At 40.6% G+C, this 16,920-nt stretch carries 20 protein-coding genes; 11 read left to right on the forward strand and 9 right to left on the reverse strand.

All coding sequences use genetic code 11. The features are described 5' to 3' along the window. Window positions 1-10: 10 nt before the first annotated feature. The gene (locus AAH582_RS04575; protein ID WP_046673897.1) at window positions 11-376 is read right to left on the reverse strand and encodes a response regulator transcription factor; all 366 of its coding nucleotides are present in this window, start codon (window positions 374-376) and stop codon (window positions 11-13) included. Window positions 377-859: 483 nt separating this feature from the next. On the opposite strand from AAH582_RS04575, the gene AAH582_RS04580 reads away from it, so the two are divergent. Further along, window positions 860-3,382, forward strand: coding sequence for a cation-translocating P-type ATPase (locus AAH582_RS04580; protein WP_343321313.1), 2,523 nt, complete (start codon window positions 860-862; stop codon window positions 3,380-3,382). A gap of 145 nt (window positions 3,383-3,527) precedes the next feature. Here AAH582_RS04580 and AAH582_RS04585 read toward each other — a convergent pair whose 3' ends face one another. The 4 genes from AAH582_RS04585 to AAH582_RS04600 are packed head-to-tail and all read right to left on the reverse strand — an operon-like array spanning window position 3,528 to window position 6,725. Then, window positions 3,528-4,466 (reverse strand): glycerophosphodiester phosphodiesterase family protein, encoded by a 939-nt coding sequence (locus AAH582_RS04585; RefSeq protein WP_046673899.1) that lies wholly within the window; start codon window positions 4,464-4,466, stop codon window positions 3,528-3,530. A 3-nt stretch (window positions 4,467-4,469) separates the two neighbouring features. After that, window positions 4,470-4,985: a shikimate kinase gene (locus tag AAH582_RS04590; protein ID WP_046673900.1), complete on the reverse strand. Its 516-nt coding sequence runs from the start codon at window positions 4,983-4,985 to the stop codon at window positions 4,470-4,472. A 5-nt stretch (window positions 4,986-4,990) separates the two neighbouring features. Continuing rightward, a complete protein-coding gene (locus AAH582_RS04595; protein WP_046673901.1) occupies window positions 4,991-6,175 on the reverse strand; it encodes a BT_3928 family protein in 1,185 nt (394 codons plus the stop codon). Between the two features lie 7 nt (window positions 6,176-6,182). Beyond that, window positions 6,183-6,725, reverse strand: coding sequence for a DUF1599 domain-containing protein (locus tag AAH582_RS04600; RefSeq protein WP_046673902.1), 543 nt, complete (start codon window positions 6,723-6,725; stop codon window positions 6,183-6,185). Window positions 6,726-7,027: 302 nt separating this feature from the next. On the opposite strand from AAH582_RS04600, the gene AAH582_RS04605 reads away from it, so the two are divergent. The 4 genes from AAH582_RS04605 (at window position 7,028) to cysM (ending at window position 9,994) form a co-directional block, all read left to right on the forward strand. After that, on the forward strand, window positions 7,028-7,825 hold the full coding sequence (locus AAH582_RS04605) for a HipA family kinase (protein WP_046673903.1): 798 nt from the start codon (window positions 7,028-7,030) through the stop codon (window positions 7,823-7,825). Then, complete coding sequence (locus AAH582_RS04610; protein ID WP_046673904.1) at window positions 7,803-8,186, forward strand: DUF3037 domain-containing protein; 384 nt, start codon at window positions 7,803-7,805, stop codon at window positions 8,184-8,186. Before AAH582_RS04605 ends, AAH582_RS04610 begins: the two co-directional genes overlap by 23 nt. Before the next feature lie 120 nt (window positions 8,187-8,306). Further along, complete coding sequence (locus tag AAH582_RS04615; protein ID WP_046673905.1) at window positions 8,307-9,116, forward strand: serine O-acetyltransferase; 810 nt, start codon at window positions 8,307-8,309, stop codon at window positions 9,114-9,116. Window positions 9,117-9,121: 5 nt separating this feature from the next. After that, on the forward strand, window positions 9,122-9,994 hold the full coding sequence (gene cysM, locus AAH582_RS04620; RefSeq protein ID WP_046673906.1) for a cysteine synthase CysM: 873 nt from the start codon (window positions 9,122-9,124) through the stop codon (window positions 9,992-9,994). Between the two features lie 76 nt (window positions 9,995-10,070). Here cysM and AAH582_RS04625 read toward each other — a convergent pair whose 3' ends face one another. Continuing rightward, the gene (locus tag AAH582_RS04625; protein WP_343321314.1) at window positions 10,071-10,430 is read right to left on the reverse strand and encodes a bleomycin resistance protein; all 360 of its coding nucleotides are present in this window, start codon (window positions 10,428-10,430) and stop codon (window positions 10,071-10,073) included. A gap of 242 nt (window positions 10,431-10,672) precedes the next feature. Here AAH582_RS04625 and AAH582_RS04630 point away from each other — a divergent pair, with 242 nt between their 5' ends. Next, on the forward strand, window positions 10,673-11,647 hold the full coding sequence (locus tag AAH582_RS04630) for a YeiH family protein (RefSeq protein ID WP_343321315.1): 975 nt from the start codon (window positions 10,673-10,675) through the stop codon (window positions 11,645-11,647). Here AAH582_RS04630 and AAH582_RS04635 read toward each other — a convergent pair. The 3 genes from AAH582_RS04635 to AAH582_RS04645 all read right to left on the reverse strand — a co-directional run bounded on the left by AAH582_RS04635 (window position 11,644) and on the right by AAH582_RS04645 (window position 13,209). Next, entirely contained in the window at window positions 11,644-12,108 is a 465-nt protein-coding gene (locus AAH582_RS04635; protein ID WP_343321316.1) for a GNAT family N-acetyltransferase, read from the reverse strand. The genes AAH582_RS04630 and AAH582_RS04635 overlap by 4 nt on opposite strands. A gap of 40 nt (window positions 12,109-12,148) precedes the next feature. Beyond that, complete coding sequence (locus AAH582_RS04640) at window positions 12,149-12,607, reverse strand: MaoC family dehydratase (protein ID WP_046673910.1); 459 nt, start codon at window positions 12,605-12,607, stop codon at window positions 12,149-12,151. 158 nt (window positions 12,608-12,765) lie between these two features. Then, the gene (locus tag AAH582_RS04645; protein ID WP_286767001.1) at window positions 12,766-13,209 is read right to left on the reverse strand and encodes an SRPBCC domain-containing protein; all 444 of its coding nucleotides are present in this window, start codon (window positions 13,207-13,209) and stop codon (window positions 12,766-12,768) included. 179 nt (window positions 13,210-13,388) lie between these two features. On the opposite strand from AAH582_RS04645, the gene AAH582_RS04650 reads away from it, so the two are divergent. The 5 genes from AAH582_RS04650 (at window position 13,389) to AAH582_RS04670 (ending at window position 16,920) form a co-directional block, all read left to right on the forward strand. Next, window positions 13,389-14,195, forward strand: coding sequence for an alpha/beta hydrolase (locus AAH582_RS04650; protein ID WP_343321317.1), 807 nt, complete (start codon window positions 13,389-13,391; stop codon window positions 14,193-14,195). A 145-nt stretch (window positions 14,196-14,340) separates the two neighbouring features. Continuing rightward, complete coding sequence (locus AAH582_RS04655; RefSeq protein WP_046673913.1) at window positions 14,341-14,745, forward strand: hypothetical protein; 405 nt, start codon at window positions 14,341-14,343, stop codon at window positions 14,743-14,745. Window positions 14,746-14,920: 175 nt separating this feature from the next. Continuing rightward, a complete protein-coding gene (locus AAH582_RS04660) occupies window positions 14,921-15,802 on the forward strand; it encodes a DUF3347 domain-containing protein (protein ID WP_046673914.1) in 882 nt (293 codons plus the stop codon). An 11-nt stretch (window positions 15,803-15,813) separates the two neighbouring features. Next, window positions 15,814-16,245, forward strand: coding sequence for a hypothetical protein (locus AAH582_RS04665; protein WP_286752403.1), 432 nt, complete (start codon window positions 15,814-15,816; stop codon window positions 16,243-16,245). 12 nt (window positions 16,246-16,257) lie between these two features. Then, window positions 16,258-16,920, forward strand: coding sequence for a DUF3347 domain-containing protein (locus tag AAH582_RS04670; RefSeq protein WP_343321318.1), 663 nt, complete (start codon window positions 16,258-16,260; stop codon window positions 16,918-16,920).

Raw genomic sequence — 16,920 nt, forward strand, 5'->3', positions numbered from 1 at the left:
GGTGAAGGATTTAGTTGCGATTGTTGCTCGTCAGTCGTTTGACCCGCAGCAGGAGTTCTTCTGGGCTGAACGGCTTCACCATAAAATCTGAAGCGCCAAGATCAAAAGCCTCAATGACAACTTCTTCTTGTCCCATGTTGGAAAGTACAATAACGGGGGTTTTTTTCTCGAGCTTTTTTATGGAAGAGAGGACTTCTATCCCCGAAGCAAACGGCATCATAATGTCGGTAATGATCAGATCGAGATCCATTGTATTGAGCTTTTCAATTGCATCTTTTCCATTGGTGGTAGCGATAACCTCATGACCTGCCTTGATCAGTTTGTATTGAACTGTCCGTAATATCAACTCATTATCTTCTGCAATTAAGATGACCATCTTATTTTTATTATTAATAGACTACTATGGAGGCCATAACAAGTTTAGATCCTATTCCATATCTGACGATAGGTACAGAAATATTTTACAATATGTTGAGTTTTCAGCTTCAGTTTGTGTTTTGCACCTGAAAACATAGGTAGCAAAGAAGGACTTCAATAGCAAGAAGCTATCTTGGCAGTATTGGAAAATGATCTTAAAATTGCTTTCGGCTAATAAGAAATTCAATGTCCCCAAGTGAATTTCTGCGCAAATATAGGATTGTAATGGAAATATTCAATACAAGAAAAGCAGTAGAAGGTAAATTTTATGCTAATCTGTTGCTGATGAGTTTTTTATCCTTTCTGTTTTACAGAAAAGAAAGTGTAGAAATAAGAGATTGTAACATCATATTACGGGTAAAGGGGACGATCACCCACAGATGTTTTTAGTCCTTATATACCATAATTATTCATTATATTTAATCAACCTAGTTCATTCGATATGTCATATAATATTCCCGATAATCTGAAAGGTCTTTCCGCAACTGAGGTGCATGCCTCCCGAGCTAAATATGGTTGGAATCAATTGAGCGATAGTCACAAGAGTACCTGGTTTGAACTGCTTGTGGATATTTTGAAAGAGCCTATGCTGATTCTATTGATTATCATCTCGATGATTTATGTTTTTGTGGGGAATTACGGAGAGGCCGTATTTATGTTTGTCGCTATTGTTGCTGTTACGGCAATTTCTTTTTATCAGGACAATCGTAGCAAAAAAGCCCTGGAGGAACTTGAAAAGCTGAATGAACCATTAAGCACTGTGATTCGAAATGGGAAGGTTAGTGAAATTCCAACACATGAGATTGTTGTGGGGGATCTCTGTATTACAGAGGAAGGTCGAATTATAAACGCTGATGGTCGTATTTTACATAGTAACGATTTTTCTGTCAATGAATCTTCGCTGACGGGGGAGAGTTTTTCGGTGTTTAAGGACAGTAGATCCGAAGATAATCTAGTCTACAGTGGGACGGTTACGGTCTCGGGCCTGGCCGTGTTTGAAGTTACTGAAATCGGTAAGGAGACACGCGTTGGGAAAATCGGTGAATCGATAAAGAATATCAAAGAAGAAATTTCACCCTTGCAGGTGCAAATCCAAAAGTTTGTAAAAGCAATGGCTATTGTCGGTATACTCATTTTTTTATTCGTATGTATATACAGTTTTATTGATAGTGGTAATTTGGTGGCGAGCTTGCTCAATGGACTTACGTTGGCGATGTCTGTATTGCCGGAAGAGATTCCTGTTGCGTTTACGACTTTTATGGCGCTTGGCGCATGGAAGCTCATGCGCGAGGGAATTATCATCAAAAGAAGCAGTATTGTTGAGACTTTGGGCAGTACGACGGTGATTTGTACCGATAAGACCGGGACTATTACAGAGAATTCCATGCAATTGAAATACCTCTATAATTATGCTACGGATTCATCTTATGATCAGGAAAGGTTTGATGAATCCGATTTAAGAGAGCTTATCGATTATGCGATGTGGAGCAGCGAGCCTGTGCCCTTCGACCCCATGGAAATTACGTTACATAAAATATATGAAAAAACGCAAAAGCAGGACTTCAGAAAGGAATATGTACTATTTCATGAATATCCTTTAGCGGGTAAACCGCCGATGATGACCCATCTTTTCGAAAATACGGGAAAAGATCGGATTATTGCTGCCAAAGGGGCGCCGGAGGCTATACTTAGCGTATCCAAGCTGTCCGATAAGGAGAAAAATAAAATTAGGGCTATTGTTAAATCCTATGGAGCGCAGGGTTTTCGCTTATTAGGTGTGGGGAAAGCGACATTCGAAGGCAATAATTTCCCTGCGAATCAACAGGAATTTGAGTTCCAATTTTTAGGGTTGACGGTATTTTATGATCCACCCAAAAAGGGTATTCAGGAGGTGTTTAAAGATATTTATGCTGCGGGGATTAAAGTCAATGTGATTACCGGCGACAATGCCGATACGACTCAAGCAATAGCAGCTCAGGCCGGAATTCGTATTTTGTCTGCGCCGGTCAATGGCAGTGAGATCGTAAACAAGTCCGAAGGTGAAATTATGGCGATAGCAGAGCAAACAACGTTATTTACCAGAATGTTTCCGGATGCTAAACTAGCCATTGTAAATGCCCTGAAAAAGAAAGGCGAGGTCGTGGCGATGCTTGGCGATGGGGTGAACGATGGCCCAGCATTAAAAGCAGCCCATATCGGCGTGGCAATGGGTAATAAAGGTACTGAAATTGCAAAATCAGCCGCGGCATTGATTATCACAAACGACGATTTACAGAAGTTAATCATCGGTATAGCCGCTGGAAGAAGGATTTACGCAAATATCAAGAAGGCGGTTCAATACATCATTTCTATTCATATCCCCATTATTTTGACCGTATCACTCCCTTTGTTTTTAGGCTGGGTATTTCCGCAGATTTTTAGCCCTGTGCATGTGATCTTCCTCGAATTGGTCATGGGGCCTACTTGCTCGATCGTATATGAAAATGAACCTATTGAAAAGGATACCATGAAGCGGCCTCCTAGAGCTATGAGCGACACTTTTTTGAGTATAAATGAGCTTGGAATCAGCATTGTTCAAGGCCTGATAATCACCATGGGAATTCTTTTTGCTTATCAGTTTGCTGTTCAGCAGGGGGGAACTGAGGAAAAAACAAGGGCTATGGTTTTTACTACTTTAATCTTTGCCAATATTTTGCTAAGTTATGCCAACCGATCTTTTCACTATAGTATCCTGGAGAGTTTTAAAAACCGAAACTTGCTGCTCGTGGGAATTTCGATCGCTGTGCTTCTATTTTTAGCGGTGATATTATATGTTGCTCCGGTTGCCCAATTTTTTGCTGTAACAGCCCTGAGTGGATATGAATTGGGAATAGCGCTGTCCGTGGCTGCAGTATCCGTTTTATGGTTTGAGGTTTATAAATTGATCAGGAGAATTTCAGTTCAAAGAAAATCTGATAGAACTTAATTTAAGATTAGGATTTGAAATCTACGCTAACAGCGATTTGCTTAAAGGCGGCCTAAGCTCATGATGCGATGCAGTGTCAAGTGCGATATTTGATGGCGAAATGATTTCTGTAGTGATTTGAGGTGGAAAAATGATGTTATCAGTCTTACTGAATAAATTTCGAAGTAATTCCTCTTTTCTTGATGTAGAAATTCAGCGCTCGCCCTGCTTCCGTAGGTCGATCTGTACTTAATATGTCTGCGCCGCGATCAATAAACCCAGCATAAACTTGAAAGCCTTTTTTGTCGGCCTGTTTGTCCAAGTTCCCCAGTGTACCCAATATGCACATAATGCCATGGTCATGTAGTATTTTGGTTAATGCTGGATCTGCTTCACGTGTTCCGACGAAAGCTAACAAGCGATTGTCGGGTATATCTTTTTCATTTAGACGAGCAAGGTCCTCCATGTTATTGACCGAAGCCGAAATCATGATGTCGCTCGCCAGACTGTGCACTTTGGCCGCTTGGTTGGCACTATACGTGATGATGACTACGCTGGATTCTGCCCTTTGTTTGCGAATAGCGTTGATAACGGCTTCATAAGGGACATCATTTTTAATGTCTAAGGTGAAGATTACCTTTCCTTTTCCCCAAGCAAGTGCTTCTTCCAGCGTAGGGATCCTATAGGGCGTTATCTTTTTGTTATTGTCCAATAGACGAAGACTTTTGAGCTCAGCCAATGTGCTGGCGTTCACAGTCCCTCTACCTGTGGTTGTTCGGTTTAGCGTATTATCATGCATTAATATTAATGCTGAGTCTTTACTGATACGAACATCACATTCAACAAGGACTGGCTGTAAGCTCGCGTTATAGGAAAAAGTTTCGATTGCATTCTCCGGGTATCCGGAAGCGGGGCCCCCACGATGCAAACTGACTAATGGATAACGATTATCATCATAGGTCAAAAACTGATATAATTCCTCCACATTTTGGAGCTGTATACGTTTACCCACCGGCAAGCCATCCGTATTGGCTCCATTACGAAAGCAACTGCTTACGATAAAGCAGATCAATAAAAGGAAGTAGTGGGGGGTACGTATATTCATTGTCTATCTATTGTACTGATTGATCAGATCGGCCAGTGTCTCGACACTCGTGTTTAATTGGTCAATCGTCAGATGTGCCTGTGTATAATAAGGTTCTCTTTCGATCAACTTTTCTTCAATAAATAGTCGTAGTTCCTCCGGTGATTTTCCGATCAGAATGGGCCTTTTGTGTAATTTAGATTGAGAAAGACGGTCAAAAAGTGCTTTGGGCGACATCTGTAAATAGACGGCATAACCATTCGCCTTGATCCATTCCATGTTATCAAAGAAACAGGGGGCGCCACCACCCGTAGATATTACGGCAGCATTCTCCGCAAATTTACGCAATTGCTCGCGTTCTAATGTCCGGAAGGCGTCTTCACCATGTTGACTAAAATATTCGGTAATGCTCATGCCAATTTGTTTGACGATTTCCTCATCAGTGTCGATGAAAGGGAGCTCGAGTTTGGTGGCAAGTTTCTTACCCAGGGTAGTTTTTCCACTTCCCATATAACCAATCAAAAATATAGGTTTAGGCATAGGTACTATTTGTCTTTACTTAGAAATTTATCTTCAATGGTTTTGGCATCCGGAAAATTATTATAGTGCCATTTTCCGACGACGTTGCCTCCTTTTAGGAGCAGTACACCAGGATTTGCTCTCACCATGCTTTTCAGAGGAATGAGATCGGCATAGAATATCTCCGCAATTAATTGCATTTTATCACTCAGATATTGCGCGTCTTTGGATGCAGAAGCAGTCAATAGAACAACGCGCAGTCCATTATAATCTTTTGTTAACTGAATGGCTGTCTGATTGATCTTTTGGATAGCATCAATATTGGTCGAAGAAAGATCTTTTGCAACGATCACAAGGTTATAATACGGGTTGGCAATGATTTCCTGTGTATGATCTGCACCATCAGCGTCTGTAATTAAGAGATCAGGAATAGGGATGTCATATCCTTTTTTTACTAATCTACTCTCAGGCTCACCTATAATTTCCCATGATTCATCTTCCCATAGCTTGTCAGCCATATAGACTTTGTCATTGACCTTTTTGGTTTCGCCCGTCTTTTTGTTTTTCATGGTATAGATTTGCTCAAAGACATCGCCTTGTTTGCCTTCAGGTAATACCATTAATGAAGGTAAGTTGTTGCCAACTTTGTAGGGTAAGAAATCAATAAAGGGGAGGTAGTTTACGGTGTAAACACCAATACCTAAGGAGATGATTGCTGTAATCAAAGTAGCAACGAATTGATTGCCTGATCCTTTGATAATTGATCGTAATTGTTTTCGGTTAAAAAATATAATAAGGATCAAGGCCAAGAGCACCAGATCTTTAGAAAATGATTGCCAAGGTGTGAGTGGGATGGCATCGCCAAAACAGCCACAGGAGGTCACGACCTCAAAAAATGCCGAATAGAAGGTTAGAAAGGTGAAAAACAGGATCAGCAGCAGCAGGCCCCAGGCAACGGTATTTGCATAAACCCCAAGTAATAAAAGTGCGCCTAACAAAATTTCAAAACCACATATCACCACGGCCATGGCCGTGGCGTATTCATTAAAAGCTGTGAGATGAAAGACCTCAAAGTATTCCTGAAGCTTATAGCCAAACCCTGTCGGGTCATTTGCTTTAATAAAACCGGAGAATATGAACAAAAGTCCCGTAAAAATCCGGCAAAATCCTAAAAGATAATTTGTTTTGGTACGCTGCTGTGTGGCTGTCATAATCCGATTATTGTTGTGCAATTCCTAATTTAATTAATGCAAAAACTGCGTAGTTGAGCATATCTTGATAGTTGGCATGGATGCCTTCTGAGACAAGGGTTTGCCCATCATTATCTTCAATTTGTTTAACGCGGTGTATTTTCATTAAGATCAGATCTGTCATGGAAGAAACACGCATATCGCGCCATGCTTCACCATAATCGTGGTTTTTGGCAAGCATGAGATCTCTGGTCTCGGTAACCTTTTCGGTATATTTCTGATTCACAAAAGTTGGATCCAGATTTTCTTCACCATCTTCACCCAAATCAATCTGAATCATGGCCATGACACAGTAATTGATAATACCGATATATTCGTCGACAATGCCTTCGCCAACTTTGGAAACCTTTTTGATTTCTAGCGTGCGTATACGTTGTGCTTTAATGTAAATCTGGTCTGTAATGGAAGATAGGCGCATAATCCGCCAGGCCGTTCCATAATCTTTTGTTTTTTTAATAAATAAATCCTGACAATGTTTAATAACATTGTTATATTCCTGAATGGTATCCATATCGTTGATTGAAGAAACTTGATGAGACAAGTTGTGATTACACTACAAATATAATTAGAAAATAATACTTCCAACGGTCAAATGAATGTACAATTTGTGCTTTATTGCTAAAATATAAGCAATAATTTTGGATATTACCACACTTAATAGTTCGCAGGGACAAAGAGTAGGGGCATTGTGCAAGTACATGACGTGAATTTCTCATTTCCTATAGCTGCAAACGTTTAAATATAGGTAACTTTAGATAAGTTTGATCAGTTTGCATGGTATTGCCAACTTTGAAGATCGTAAAAATATAATTCATGGATTTTAAACAACCTGTTATTAGAGATGTAGAGATCATCCGATATGTTCAGCCATTTCGGGAAGGAGGGTCTTTGCCCGCATTAGTCGATGCCGATGACGGCTTTAGTTATGTTATAAAATTTAGAGGGGCAGGTCAGGGACGAAAAGCATTGATCGCAGAACTGATCGGTGGAGAGCTAGCAAGATTGCTAAAATTGAGGGTTCCCGAAATTGTATTTGCGGAGCTGGACGAATCCTTTGGCCGTACAGAACCCGATGAAGAAATTCAGGATCTGCTCAAATTTAGTGTAGGCAAAAACCTGGGACTTCATTTTCTGAGTGGAGCCATCACATTTGATGCGAATGTTGATGCCATCGGGGCGGAGGAAGCATCGAAAATTGTCTGGTTGGATTCGCTCTTGATGAATGTTGACCGTACCGTACGGAATACAAATATGCTGATATGGCATAAAGAACTTTGGTTGATAGATCACGGCGCTTCCTTATATTTCCATCACAGTTGGGATAACTGGGAAGAACAATCCCTAAAACCATTTGTTCAGATTAAAGATCACGTACTGCTCAAAAATGCGAGTATGGTGGAGAAAATAGATCAGGAATATCGTTCCGTTTTTACGGAGGCGGTATTTCGTGGAATATTGGCGGTGGTACCCGATGAATGGCTGGAAGATGCCGAACGTGAGCTCTCTGCGGCCGATGCGCGCGAAGTGTATGTTTCTTTCCTGAAACAGCGTGTAGCCAATTCATCCATTTTTGTAAAACAAATAGAAGATGCCAGAAAAGACCGTATATGAGTATGCTGTGGTACGTTTGATACCACGAGTGGAGCGAGAGGAATTTATCAATGTAGGCGTAGCTCTTTATTGTCGTAAGTATCGTTTTGCGAAGATGGTTTATCTGGTCAATGAACAAAAGGTGCGTGCTCTTTGTCCGAATATCGAGTTGGAGTTGATCGAAAATCATCTGTCTTCCTTCCAGCGAATCTGCCACGGCGAAAAAGATGCCGGTAAACTTGCCGAGTTAGATATCACTGAACGGTTTCGTTGGCTTACAGCGAAGCGAAGTACCCTGATTCAATGCTCGGCATCACACCCCGGATTATGTGAGGATCCCGAAGCAACATTGAACGAGCTGTTTGAACGCTTGGTTCGCTAAGCTAAAAGATATCCTCTGCTCATCAAATGAGCTAAATGATTGGCAAAGGGGCTAAGTTTTGATAATAAGGCTTAATCTATCAATATTGTATAGTATATTTGTTTTAATAAACTAGTGAAGATGCATGATTTTTATCAACATATCTATGAACAGCAATTGGCTGTTCTAGAAATGCCTTCTAACAAGAAGATCTGCGGCTGGGCTATCCGAATTGTGGATGTGCTCTTCCCCGAACGAAATTCTAGCGAGATGAAATCGGTCGATGATGTGAAGCTCGCTTTTGAACAATTTGAATTGGAGCTTGAGCAGCTCCTGAGCAAATCCAAAGCTTGTCAAAGCTGCAATCACTCGGAAGTAGCGCACCAGTTTTTTGAACGGATTCCACAACTTTATGAATTGATGTGCTGGGATGCAGATGCATTGATGGATGGCGATCCTGCAGCACAGAATAAAAGAGAGGTTGTACGTACTTATCCCGGTTTCTTTGCGATCTGTATTTTCCGGATGGCGAACGAACTACATCGCCTGGGTGTTCCTTTGATACCGCGCATATTGACAGAACATGCGCATTCCAAAACGGGAATTGATATCCATCCTGGAGCAACAATAGGCCATCATCTGCATATTGACCATGGCACCGGATTGGTTATCGGTGAAACCTGCACCATCGGTAATTATGTGAAACTTTATCAGGGTGTAACCCTGGGGGCCCTGAGTGTGGATAAGGTGTTTTCCAATGTAAAACGCCACCCGACAATTGGCGATCATGTTATTATCTACTCTGGAGCCACAATCCTGGGCGGCGAAACACACATCGGCCATCATTCGGTCATTGGCGGGAATGTCTGGTTGACAAGTTCTGTCGAGCCTTACACCACCGTATACCATCAGGCTACATCAAAATTTATAGATTCAAAACCAATAATATAGATACCATGGGAAATATCATAGATACCATAGGAAATACACCCTTAGTCGAGATTACACAATTTCATACAAATCCCAAGGTGCGGATCTTTGCAAAAATGGAAGGTAATAATCCTGCGGGCTCGGTGAAAGATCGTGCAGCACTCAATATGATCCGTTCGGCGATGGAGCGGGGCGATATTACAAAAGATAGTAAATTGATCGAGGCAACGAGCGGTAATACGGGGATCGCACTTGCTATGATCGCCGGTATATATGGACTTAACCTCGAGCTTGTGATGCCAGCTTCTTCAACGCGGGAGCGAACGCTTACGATGGAGGCTTACGGGGCGAAAGTTACTTTATTGGAATCCATGGAAATATGTCGCGATTATGCAGAAGAAAAGGCCGAAAAAGAAGGCTATTTTATATTGAATCAATTTGCAAATCCAGATAACTACGAAGCACATATCAAAACAACGGGACCTGAAATCTGGCGTGATACTGCGGGGAAGATTACACATTTTGTAAGCGCCATGGGAACTACGGGGACAATTATGGGAAATTCCATCTATTTGAAGGAAAAAAATGCAGCCATTCAGATCGTAGGCTGTCAGCCCACTCCTGAATCTTCCATACCAGGCATACGGCGTTGGCCCGAAGCCTATCTGCCTAAGATTTTTGATCCAAGCAGGGTAGATCGCGTTATCGATATATCCCAACAGGAGGCAACAGCGCTTGCCCGGGAACTTGTTAAGCGTGAAGGGGTTTTTGCAGGAATGAGCACCGGTGGAGCTTTTGCAGGAGCACTTAAAATTGCAAATGAAATCGACGAAGGCCTTATTGTATTTATTGCCTGTGACCGAGGTGACCGCTATTTGAGTTCAGACCTTTTTGGCTAAGAACCCATACGAACAATACCAAGCCCACTATGGATCTTTGCTGATTTTTAGCAATCTTTAGTGGGCTTTTCGCTATTTAAGCATCGGCGCCAAAGGTGAGTAGATTGTTGTCGGGATCTAAAATCGAAAACTCCCGCTGACCCCAGGGCTTAATCTCAAGTTTGCCATTGGGGTGAATCTCAACGTGATTTTCTTGAAAAGACTGATACAGACAATCAATGTCGTCTGTGCGTATATAAACCATACCATAATTTTCTTCTGGTGGAAGTTCTTGGAATTCAAAAAAATGAATTTCAATATGGTCTTTTTTTAGCATCAGGTAACCTTCGTAATCGACTGCTCCACATAATGAAAATCCAAGTTTATGTAGATAAAAATCTTTTGTGATGGTTTTGTTGCGCATGGGCAGTTTGGGATGAATGGCTGTCAGTGTCATCGGTATATAATTATTAAGTCAAGTTTAATTCCTATGAATAACCTCGTTGAAATATAATCATTTATCGTAATACTTTAATGTTCTAATGGGAAGGATTCTTTCATTTTAATAGCGTATCCTTTAATTATTTTGGTTAAAATGTAGTTGTCTGTTATAACCAATTGTTATGACTTATTTGTAATTGTGTCTTTTAAAATAATTGAGAGTTATTCAATTTTGTGCCAAATCAATGCATCATTGTCATGGACAAAAAAATAAATACGACAATTCGTTATAAGCAGCTGCTCAATCATAAAGTCTCCGTTCGGGAAATCATTTTTATACTCTTATTTGTATTATGTCTTACCCCATTTGTGTCGGCCCCTCTTGCCTTACTTTTGGGTATTATTGTAGCGCAATGGATTGGCCATCCCTTTCTGGCAGTCAATCACAGGGCAACACAGATTTTGTTACAGATTTCTGTGGTTGGACTTGGATTTGGAATGAATATCGATACAGCTATCCAAACGGGTAAGCAGGGGTTTGTGTTAACCGTTATTTCTATTCTCGGAACATTATCATTGGGCTATCTATTGGGTAGGTTACTCAAATTGGAAAAGGTGACCGCTTATTTGATTTCTGTTGGCACTGCCATTTGTGGAGGAAGCGCCATTGCTGCGGTTTCACCGACGATAAAAGCCAATGAAAAGCAAGTAAGTGTGGCGTTAGGGACCATATTTGTACTAAATGCCATTGCTTTATTTGTATTTCCTGTCGTCGGTCATTTGCTTGATCTCAGCCAGACGCAATTTGGTTTATGGTGTGCGGTTGCCATACAGGATACCAGTTCTGTCGTTGGTGCGGCAAGTAAGTACGGTAATGAAGCACTACAGGTTGCGACAACCGTAAAATTGACCAGAGCTTTATGGATCATTCCAATTGCCTGTTTAAGTGCTGTAGCATTCAAAACCAAAGGGACAAGAATTAAAATACCGTATTTTATTGGCCTATTTGTATTGGCGGTTATCTTAACAAGTTATATCCCTTTTTTTCAGTATATAGGAGGCTATGTCGTTTCTATTTCAAAGATGGGGCTTACCTTAACGTTGTTTTTAATTGGAGCAAGTTTGTCGAGGGAGGTCTTGTTGGCAGTAGGTTTTAAAGCAATACTACAGGGGGTAGTGCTGTGGTTGGGATTATCAATACCAGTACTCATCTATATCTATTTTTGTCTCTAGGGATTTAACGTATACCGCAGCATAATCATATCTTTCAACAACTGGCCATTTTCATAAATAGGCAGCTCATAATTTTCAATGAAAAAATCTTTACGGACGGCGTATTTAACAAAGCCATTTCGTTCATAAAAACGAATTTGAGCCAAACCACAATCTGCGGTACCCACAATCAGGTTCGGATATTGCCGGTAATTCTCCTTGATAAAATCAAGCAGTTGACTTCCGAGCCCCATACCTTGAAACTCGGGTGATACGGCGATGTTTTTAATTTCTAATGTCTCTGTATTGACCGGATACAAACAGAAAACAGCGATCGGTTTTACCGTTTCATAGACAACATAAACTAGCGATTCATAGAGGTATTTGTCAATTGCATGAATGGTTTCGTCTGCCAAAAGCAACAAATCATAAGGATATTCCTTATGATTTGTAACAAGTTTTATTTGAAAGCTATTGCGCATGTATAAGAATTCGCTAATGGCCTATAGTCTAAGATTGGAATTAATTGAAATGATATAAGAAGATCACATCACCCACGTACGCCGGTTTTGCACTGTCTTTGATTTTCAATGTAGCTTCGATGGTAACTTTGACAACCCCTCTCAAATTGACAACCGATTTTACTTGTGTATGGAGCTGTACAGCATTGTCAACCAAAACAGGTTGTGCAAAACGTAGGTTTTCAATCCCATAATTGATTTCCATTTTGACATTTCTTACTTCAGCAATTTGTTTCCATAAATAAGGAATAAGGGACAAGGTCAGATAGCCATGAGCAATAGTCGATTTGAAAGGACTATCAGTTTTGGCCTTTTCACTATCTAAATGAATCCATTGGTGGTCAAGGGTTGCATCCGCAAATTGATTAATTTGTTTTTGATCAATAACATGCCATTGGGATTCGCCTAATGATTTTCCTTCAAAGGCTTTGTACTCTTCATAATTGTTAATTATTGTCATATGTAATCTTTTTATCGCGTTTTGTTGGTATCGTTCTCCGCTTTCTATGAAGAAGGGGGAGACGAATTAGTGGCTAAATATAACTATACTTTTAAGAATCCTAAGCATATCCTTTATTTAAAAGATGATCGCATGAAAAGACAAGCTAAGCTCAGTCGTCATTCATGCGATTGCCCGAGCTGTGTCGTTGCATAGGTGTTTTCAACGTAGGATCTGAAATTTTCGAGAATGGCCTTCCATCCATCACGTTGCAAATCAATAGGATTTTCCGTTTCTGCATCAAAAATTATCGTGATATCCGTAGCAGACTTTTTTGCATTGAAGTTGATTTCAACATGACGACCATCAGGCATAACATAGGCTATTTTTTTAAAGGGTTCAAGCGCGGTATAGCTGCCTTCAAAATCAAAGCCCATAGATCCATCTTTTGCCTCCATTCGGTTTTTGAACTTTCCGCCAATACGTAAGTCATTGATCGAACTTGTACAGTGCCAGTCATCTGAAGCATGATTCCATTGCATGATATCCTCGGCCGAGTTATAGGCATTCCAGATCGTTTCTACGCGTACGTTGATATGGGTTTCAATCTTTATCCGTTCCATATAATGTTATGATGTTTTCTAAGTTAATAACAGGAAAATTTGTGTTTTGTTATATCTATTGCCAGATAATTATCAATATATAATAAAAAGTGTAAAGTTGAAACTTATTTTAACTCAACCAAATGGTTTTGATGGAGTTTTGTTAACTTTAAGCTATTTAATACTTAAATCCGATTTATATGTCTTCCAAATTGCTTGTTATCTTCTTTTTTCTGTTTTCACCGAGTTTAATGTTTGCGCAGCAGTATAAAACGACAACCGACATTGCCTATTGTAAACCAGATGAACCAGATTCTTATAAGAAAGAACGTTGTAAATTGGATATCTATATCCCGACTGATCGTAAAAATTTTGCTACCATCGTATGGTTTCATGGCGGCGGACTAGAGGAGGCAAATAAATTTATTCCACTTGAACTTAAAGAAAAAGGTGTAGCGGTTATAGCAGTCAATTATAGGCTAAGCCCCAGAGCGAAAGCGCCGAGCTATATCGAAGATGCTGCTGAGGCTGTTGCATGGACATTTTCACATATTGCAAACTATGGCGGAGATCCCTCAAAAATTTATGTGTCGGGACATTCAGCAGGCGGATATTTGGCTTTAATGGTTGGTTTGGATAAGCATTACCTGCAAAAATTTGGTGTTGATGCAAATAATATAAAAGGGCTGGCACCGATTAGTGGGCAAACAAATACGCATTACACGATTAAAAAGGAACGTGGGCAATCCATGGTGATCCCCCAGATTGATCATTTTGCACCGCTTTCGTTCGCACGGAAAGATGCACCGCCAATTCTCCTGATCACTGGGGATCAACAATTGGAAATGGCGGCACGGTTTGAAGAAAACGCCCATTTGGCAGCGGTCTTAAAACAGGTAGGGCATACCAGAACCTCGTTGTATCAGCTACAGGGGTTTGATCATGGGGGAGTGTATGCGCCTGGTTGCCTGTTGATACTGAACTGGATCAAAGGACTCGAAAAGTAGTTTTTATGCGGCCAGGCCGAGAATCGGAAATACAGCAAATCAAAATATTATAAATAAAATAAAAAATATTACAATTGTACATTCGAAAATTCTACCGAAATTTACCTCCAAAGTAGCACATCTCTACTTTTCAAATTAATCCGTTATGTGGGCAAAACGTAATATCGTATTTATAATCTGTATGCTGGGGCTTTTCTTAGCACCGTATAGGTTATTTGCCTGCCACGAACCGTCCGAAAAGCCAAAACAGGAAGAAAAATCATGTTGCCTTGATGAAAGACAACAGGTAAAGGACGTCGAAACAGCAGATTGTTGTAAAGATGAAAGAGCTGAATCACCAAAATCAGATCATCATGCGGATGACTGTGGTAAACATTGTGGCGAAAAATCATGCCGTACCTCTCTGCAATGTAATCCTATTGTTTCAGTGATCGAAGCTCAGCTTATTTTACCCTTATATGCTGATGCATCAAGCGCTTATGCGCGCTATAAACAGCCTTATTGCGCTGATGCCTATTTTTCCATTTGGCAACCTCCTCAGATCGCCTAGTGTTAGACTGATAGCCCATGCTATGTCTTTTTGGATCGGTTTCTCTATCCAAAGCCCCGTTTTATTTTAGCTTATGAAAATCCCTTTGGATCTATCGGATTCAATACGCAAATACAGTAAATCGCTGTAGAAGGGTTTTTCGTCGGTATTCTTTTATATACTACATATGATAATCATGAGATTAATGTCATTACTTGGTTTGGTAATCCCTGTATTACTATCCACCCAACATACACATGCACAAATTAAAAATGCAAAGACAGCGACTGTAAAGATTTTTGGAAATACACCGGCTGTTAAAACGATCATTGAAAAAGAAGGTCGGGACGGACAATTTGCGAAAGTTGACTGGAATCAGGCAACCAAACTGGCGGTTGTTACCTACGACTCGTCAAAAACAAGCGCGGATGAGGTTCTTAAGCGCATTGCATTGGCAGGGTTCGACAATGAAAAATTTCTGGCTCCAGATGATGCTTATGTTCAATTGGCAAAAGCTGAACAATATGAACGAGTCCTAAAACCAGCATTAAAAAATGATACTGAACAGCAGGTCGATCATACGAACCATCGTCAGGGCGTACAAACAACAATTCAGCCTTCGGTGAACTCAAAAGCAGCGGATGAAAAGACCGCATTTGCACTCTTGGCAAGTTCTTACTTTGCGCTAAAGGATGCATTGGTGAAGACAGATGCGGTGGCGGCAGCAGCTCATGCCGAGGCATTTCAAGCAGCAGTCAAAGCTGTCGATATGAATAAACTTAGCCACGATGAACATACGGTATGGATGAAGGTGATGAATAAGCTGGCAAGCGATGCGACAGGTATAACTAAAAATAAAGATGTTGCTAAGCAACGTGTGGCTTTTGCATCTCTTTCAAATGCGTTGTATGAGCTGCTGAAGGTGAGTAAAGTGGACGGACCTATTTATTATCAGCATTGCCCTATGTTTAGTGAAGGCAAGGGAGCGCATTGGCTAAGTAAGGAGAATGCCGTGAAAAACCCATTCTTTGGAGCGCAAATGATTAGTTGTGGAAGTACAGTAGAAACGTTAAACTAATCGCCTGTGTTATGAATTATTTCCTAGCGATCCTATCGGTTGTTGTATTGTCTTTAACGGCCTGTAGCGGTTCACAAACAAATACCAAAGCTGAAGATCAAATAGCTTCGACTGATCCGGCGATCAGTTTGCCTGTACAGTCAGTTCAATATAAAGTGGGTGATCTCGTCCCCACAGCACAAGTTTGCATGGTGAATGATGCTTTTATGGGGAAAAAACAATTGCTGGTCAGATACGAGGGTAAGGATTATTATGGTTGCTGTGAAATGTGTAAAAAGCGCATACCGCAAGAAGCTGCGGTACGTGTAGCCATCGATCCTTTTTCAAAAAAAGAAGTGGATAAGGCGACGGCTTCCATTGCAATTACCGGCGATCAAGGGGAAGTTTCCTATTTTGAAAACGAAACAAACTATCGAAATTATATTAAAAATCTAAACCTATAAATACACGTAATTATGAAAAAGTTTATGCTAATTGTGGCGATCGCATTGATATTCGTTGCATGCAACAATTCAACATCGAAAAATACACATGCAGATCATACGGTCCCTGTTGCTGCGGATACCGCAACGACGAATGTTGACAAAAGCAAAGGCGATAGCGCTTTGACTAAAGAGGCTGCCAGAGTAAATAATACAGCTGCAAAAATAGAACCATCGGCGGGGAAAGTTGATGTAACAGCAGCTAGCAATCCTTTTGCAGGCTTATACAGCGCCTATTTCGCGCTGAAAGATGCATTGGTTAAGGATAATGGCGCGGCTGCACAGACAGCAGCGAAAGGAATACAGGCTGCCATTGAAAGAGTTAATAACGAACAATTGGATGCTGTTCAGGCAAAACTTTGGAAGGAATACCAACGGAAATTGGCTTTCGATACAGAGCATATTGCTGGGATTACGGAAAATGAACATCAGCGAGAGCACTTTGTGACCCTTTCCAAAAATATGTATGTGTTGATGAAATCTGTCAAACCTGAAGTTACGGTCTATTACCAACACTGCCCTATGTATCGTGATGGAAAAGGAGCCAATTGGTTGAGTACACAAAAGAAAATTGAAAATCCTTATTTAGGTCAATCAATGGCCACCTGTGGATCTATCGTAGAAACAATACATTAA

Source organism: Sphingobacterium multivorum (assembly GCF_039511225.1).
In the GTDB taxonomy this organism is placed as follows: Bacteria; Bacteroidota; Bacteroidia; order Sphingobacteriales; family Sphingobacteriaceae; genus Sphingobacterium.

What these genes read in the sequence shown, in the direction of transcription:
- AAH582_RS04575 (WP_046673897.1), bottom strand. Translation starts at nt 376, where the DNA reads ATGGTCATCTTAATTGCAGAAGATAATGAGTTGATATTACGGACAGTT.
- AAH582_RS04580 (WP_343321313.1), top strand. Translation starts at nt 860, where the DNA reads ATGTCATATAATATTCCCGATAATCTGAAAGGTCTTTCCGCAACTGAG.
- AAH582_RS04585 (WP_046673899.1), bottom strand. Translation starts at nt 4,466, where the DNA reads ATGAATATACGTACCCCCCACTACTTCCTTTTATTGATCTGCTTTATC.
- AAH582_RS04590 (WP_046673900.1), bottom strand. Translation starts at nt 4,985, where the DNA reads ATGCCTAAACCTATATTTTTGATTGGTTATATGGGAAGTGGAAAAACT.
- AAH582_RS04595 (WP_046673901.1), bottom strand. Translation starts at nt 6,175, where the DNA reads ATGACAGCCACACAGCAGCGTACCAAAACAAATTATCTTTTAGGATTT.
- AAH582_RS04600 (WP_046673902.1), bottom strand. Translation starts at nt 6,725, where the DNA reads ATGGATACCATTCAGGAATATAACAATGTTATTAAACATTGTCAGGAT.
- AAH582_RS04605 (WP_046673903.1), top strand. Translation starts at nt 7,028, where the DNA reads ATGGATTTTAAACAACCTGTTATTAGAGATGTAGAGATCATCCGATAT.
- AAH582_RS04610 (WP_046673904.1), top strand. Translation starts at nt 7,803, where the DNA reads ATGCCAGAAAAGACCGTATATGAGTATGCTGTGGTACGTTTGATACCA.
- AAH582_RS04615 (WP_046673905.1), top strand. Translation starts at nt 8,307, where the DNA reads ATGCATGATTTTTATCAACATATCTATGAACAGCAATTGGCTGTTCTA.
- cysM (WP_046673906.1), top strand. Translation starts at nt 9,122, where the DNA reads ATGGGAAATATCATAGATACCATAGGAAATACACCCTTAGTCGAGATT.
- AAH582_RS04625 (WP_343321314.1), bottom strand. Translation starts at nt 10,430, where the DNA reads ATGACACTGACAGCCATTCATCCCAAACTGCCCATGCGCAACAAAACC.
- AAH582_RS04630 (WP_343321315.1), top strand. Translation starts at nt 10,673, where the DNA reads ATGGACAAAAAAATAAATACGACAATTCGTTATAAGCAGCTGCTCAAT.
- AAH582_RS04635 (WP_343321316.1), bottom strand. Translation starts at nt 12,108, where the DNA reads ATGCGCAATAGCTTTCAAATAAAACTTGTTACAAATCATAAGGAATAT.
- AAH582_RS04640 (WP_046673910.1), bottom strand. Translation starts at nt 12,607, where the DNA reads ATGACAATAATTAACAATTATGAAGAGTACAAAGCCTTTGAAGGAAAA.
- AAH582_RS04645 (WP_286767001.1), bottom strand. Translation starts at nt 13,209, where the DNA reads ATGGAACGGATAAAGATTGAAACCCATATCAACGTACGCGTAGAAACG.
- AAH582_RS04650 (WP_343321317.1), top strand. Translation starts at nt 13,389, where the DNA reads ATGTCTTCCAAATTGCTTGTTATCTTCTTTTTTCTGTTTTCACCGAGT.
- AAH582_RS04655 (WP_046673913.1), top strand. Translation starts at nt 14,341, where the DNA reads ATGTGGGCAAAACGTAATATCGTATTTATAATCTGTATGCTGGGGCTT.
- AAH582_RS04660 (WP_046673914.1), top strand. Translation starts at nt 14,921, where the DNA reads ATGAGATTAATGTCATTACTTGGTTTGGTAATCCCTGTATTACTATCC.
- AAH582_RS04665 (WP_286752403.1), top strand. Translation starts at nt 15,814, where the DNA reads ATGAATTATTTCCTAGCGATCCTATCGGTTGTTGTATTGTCTTTAACG.
- AAH582_RS04670 (WP_343321318.1), top strand. Translation starts at nt 16,258, where the DNA reads ATGAAAAAGTTTATGCTAATTGTGGCGATCGCATTGATATTCGTTGCA.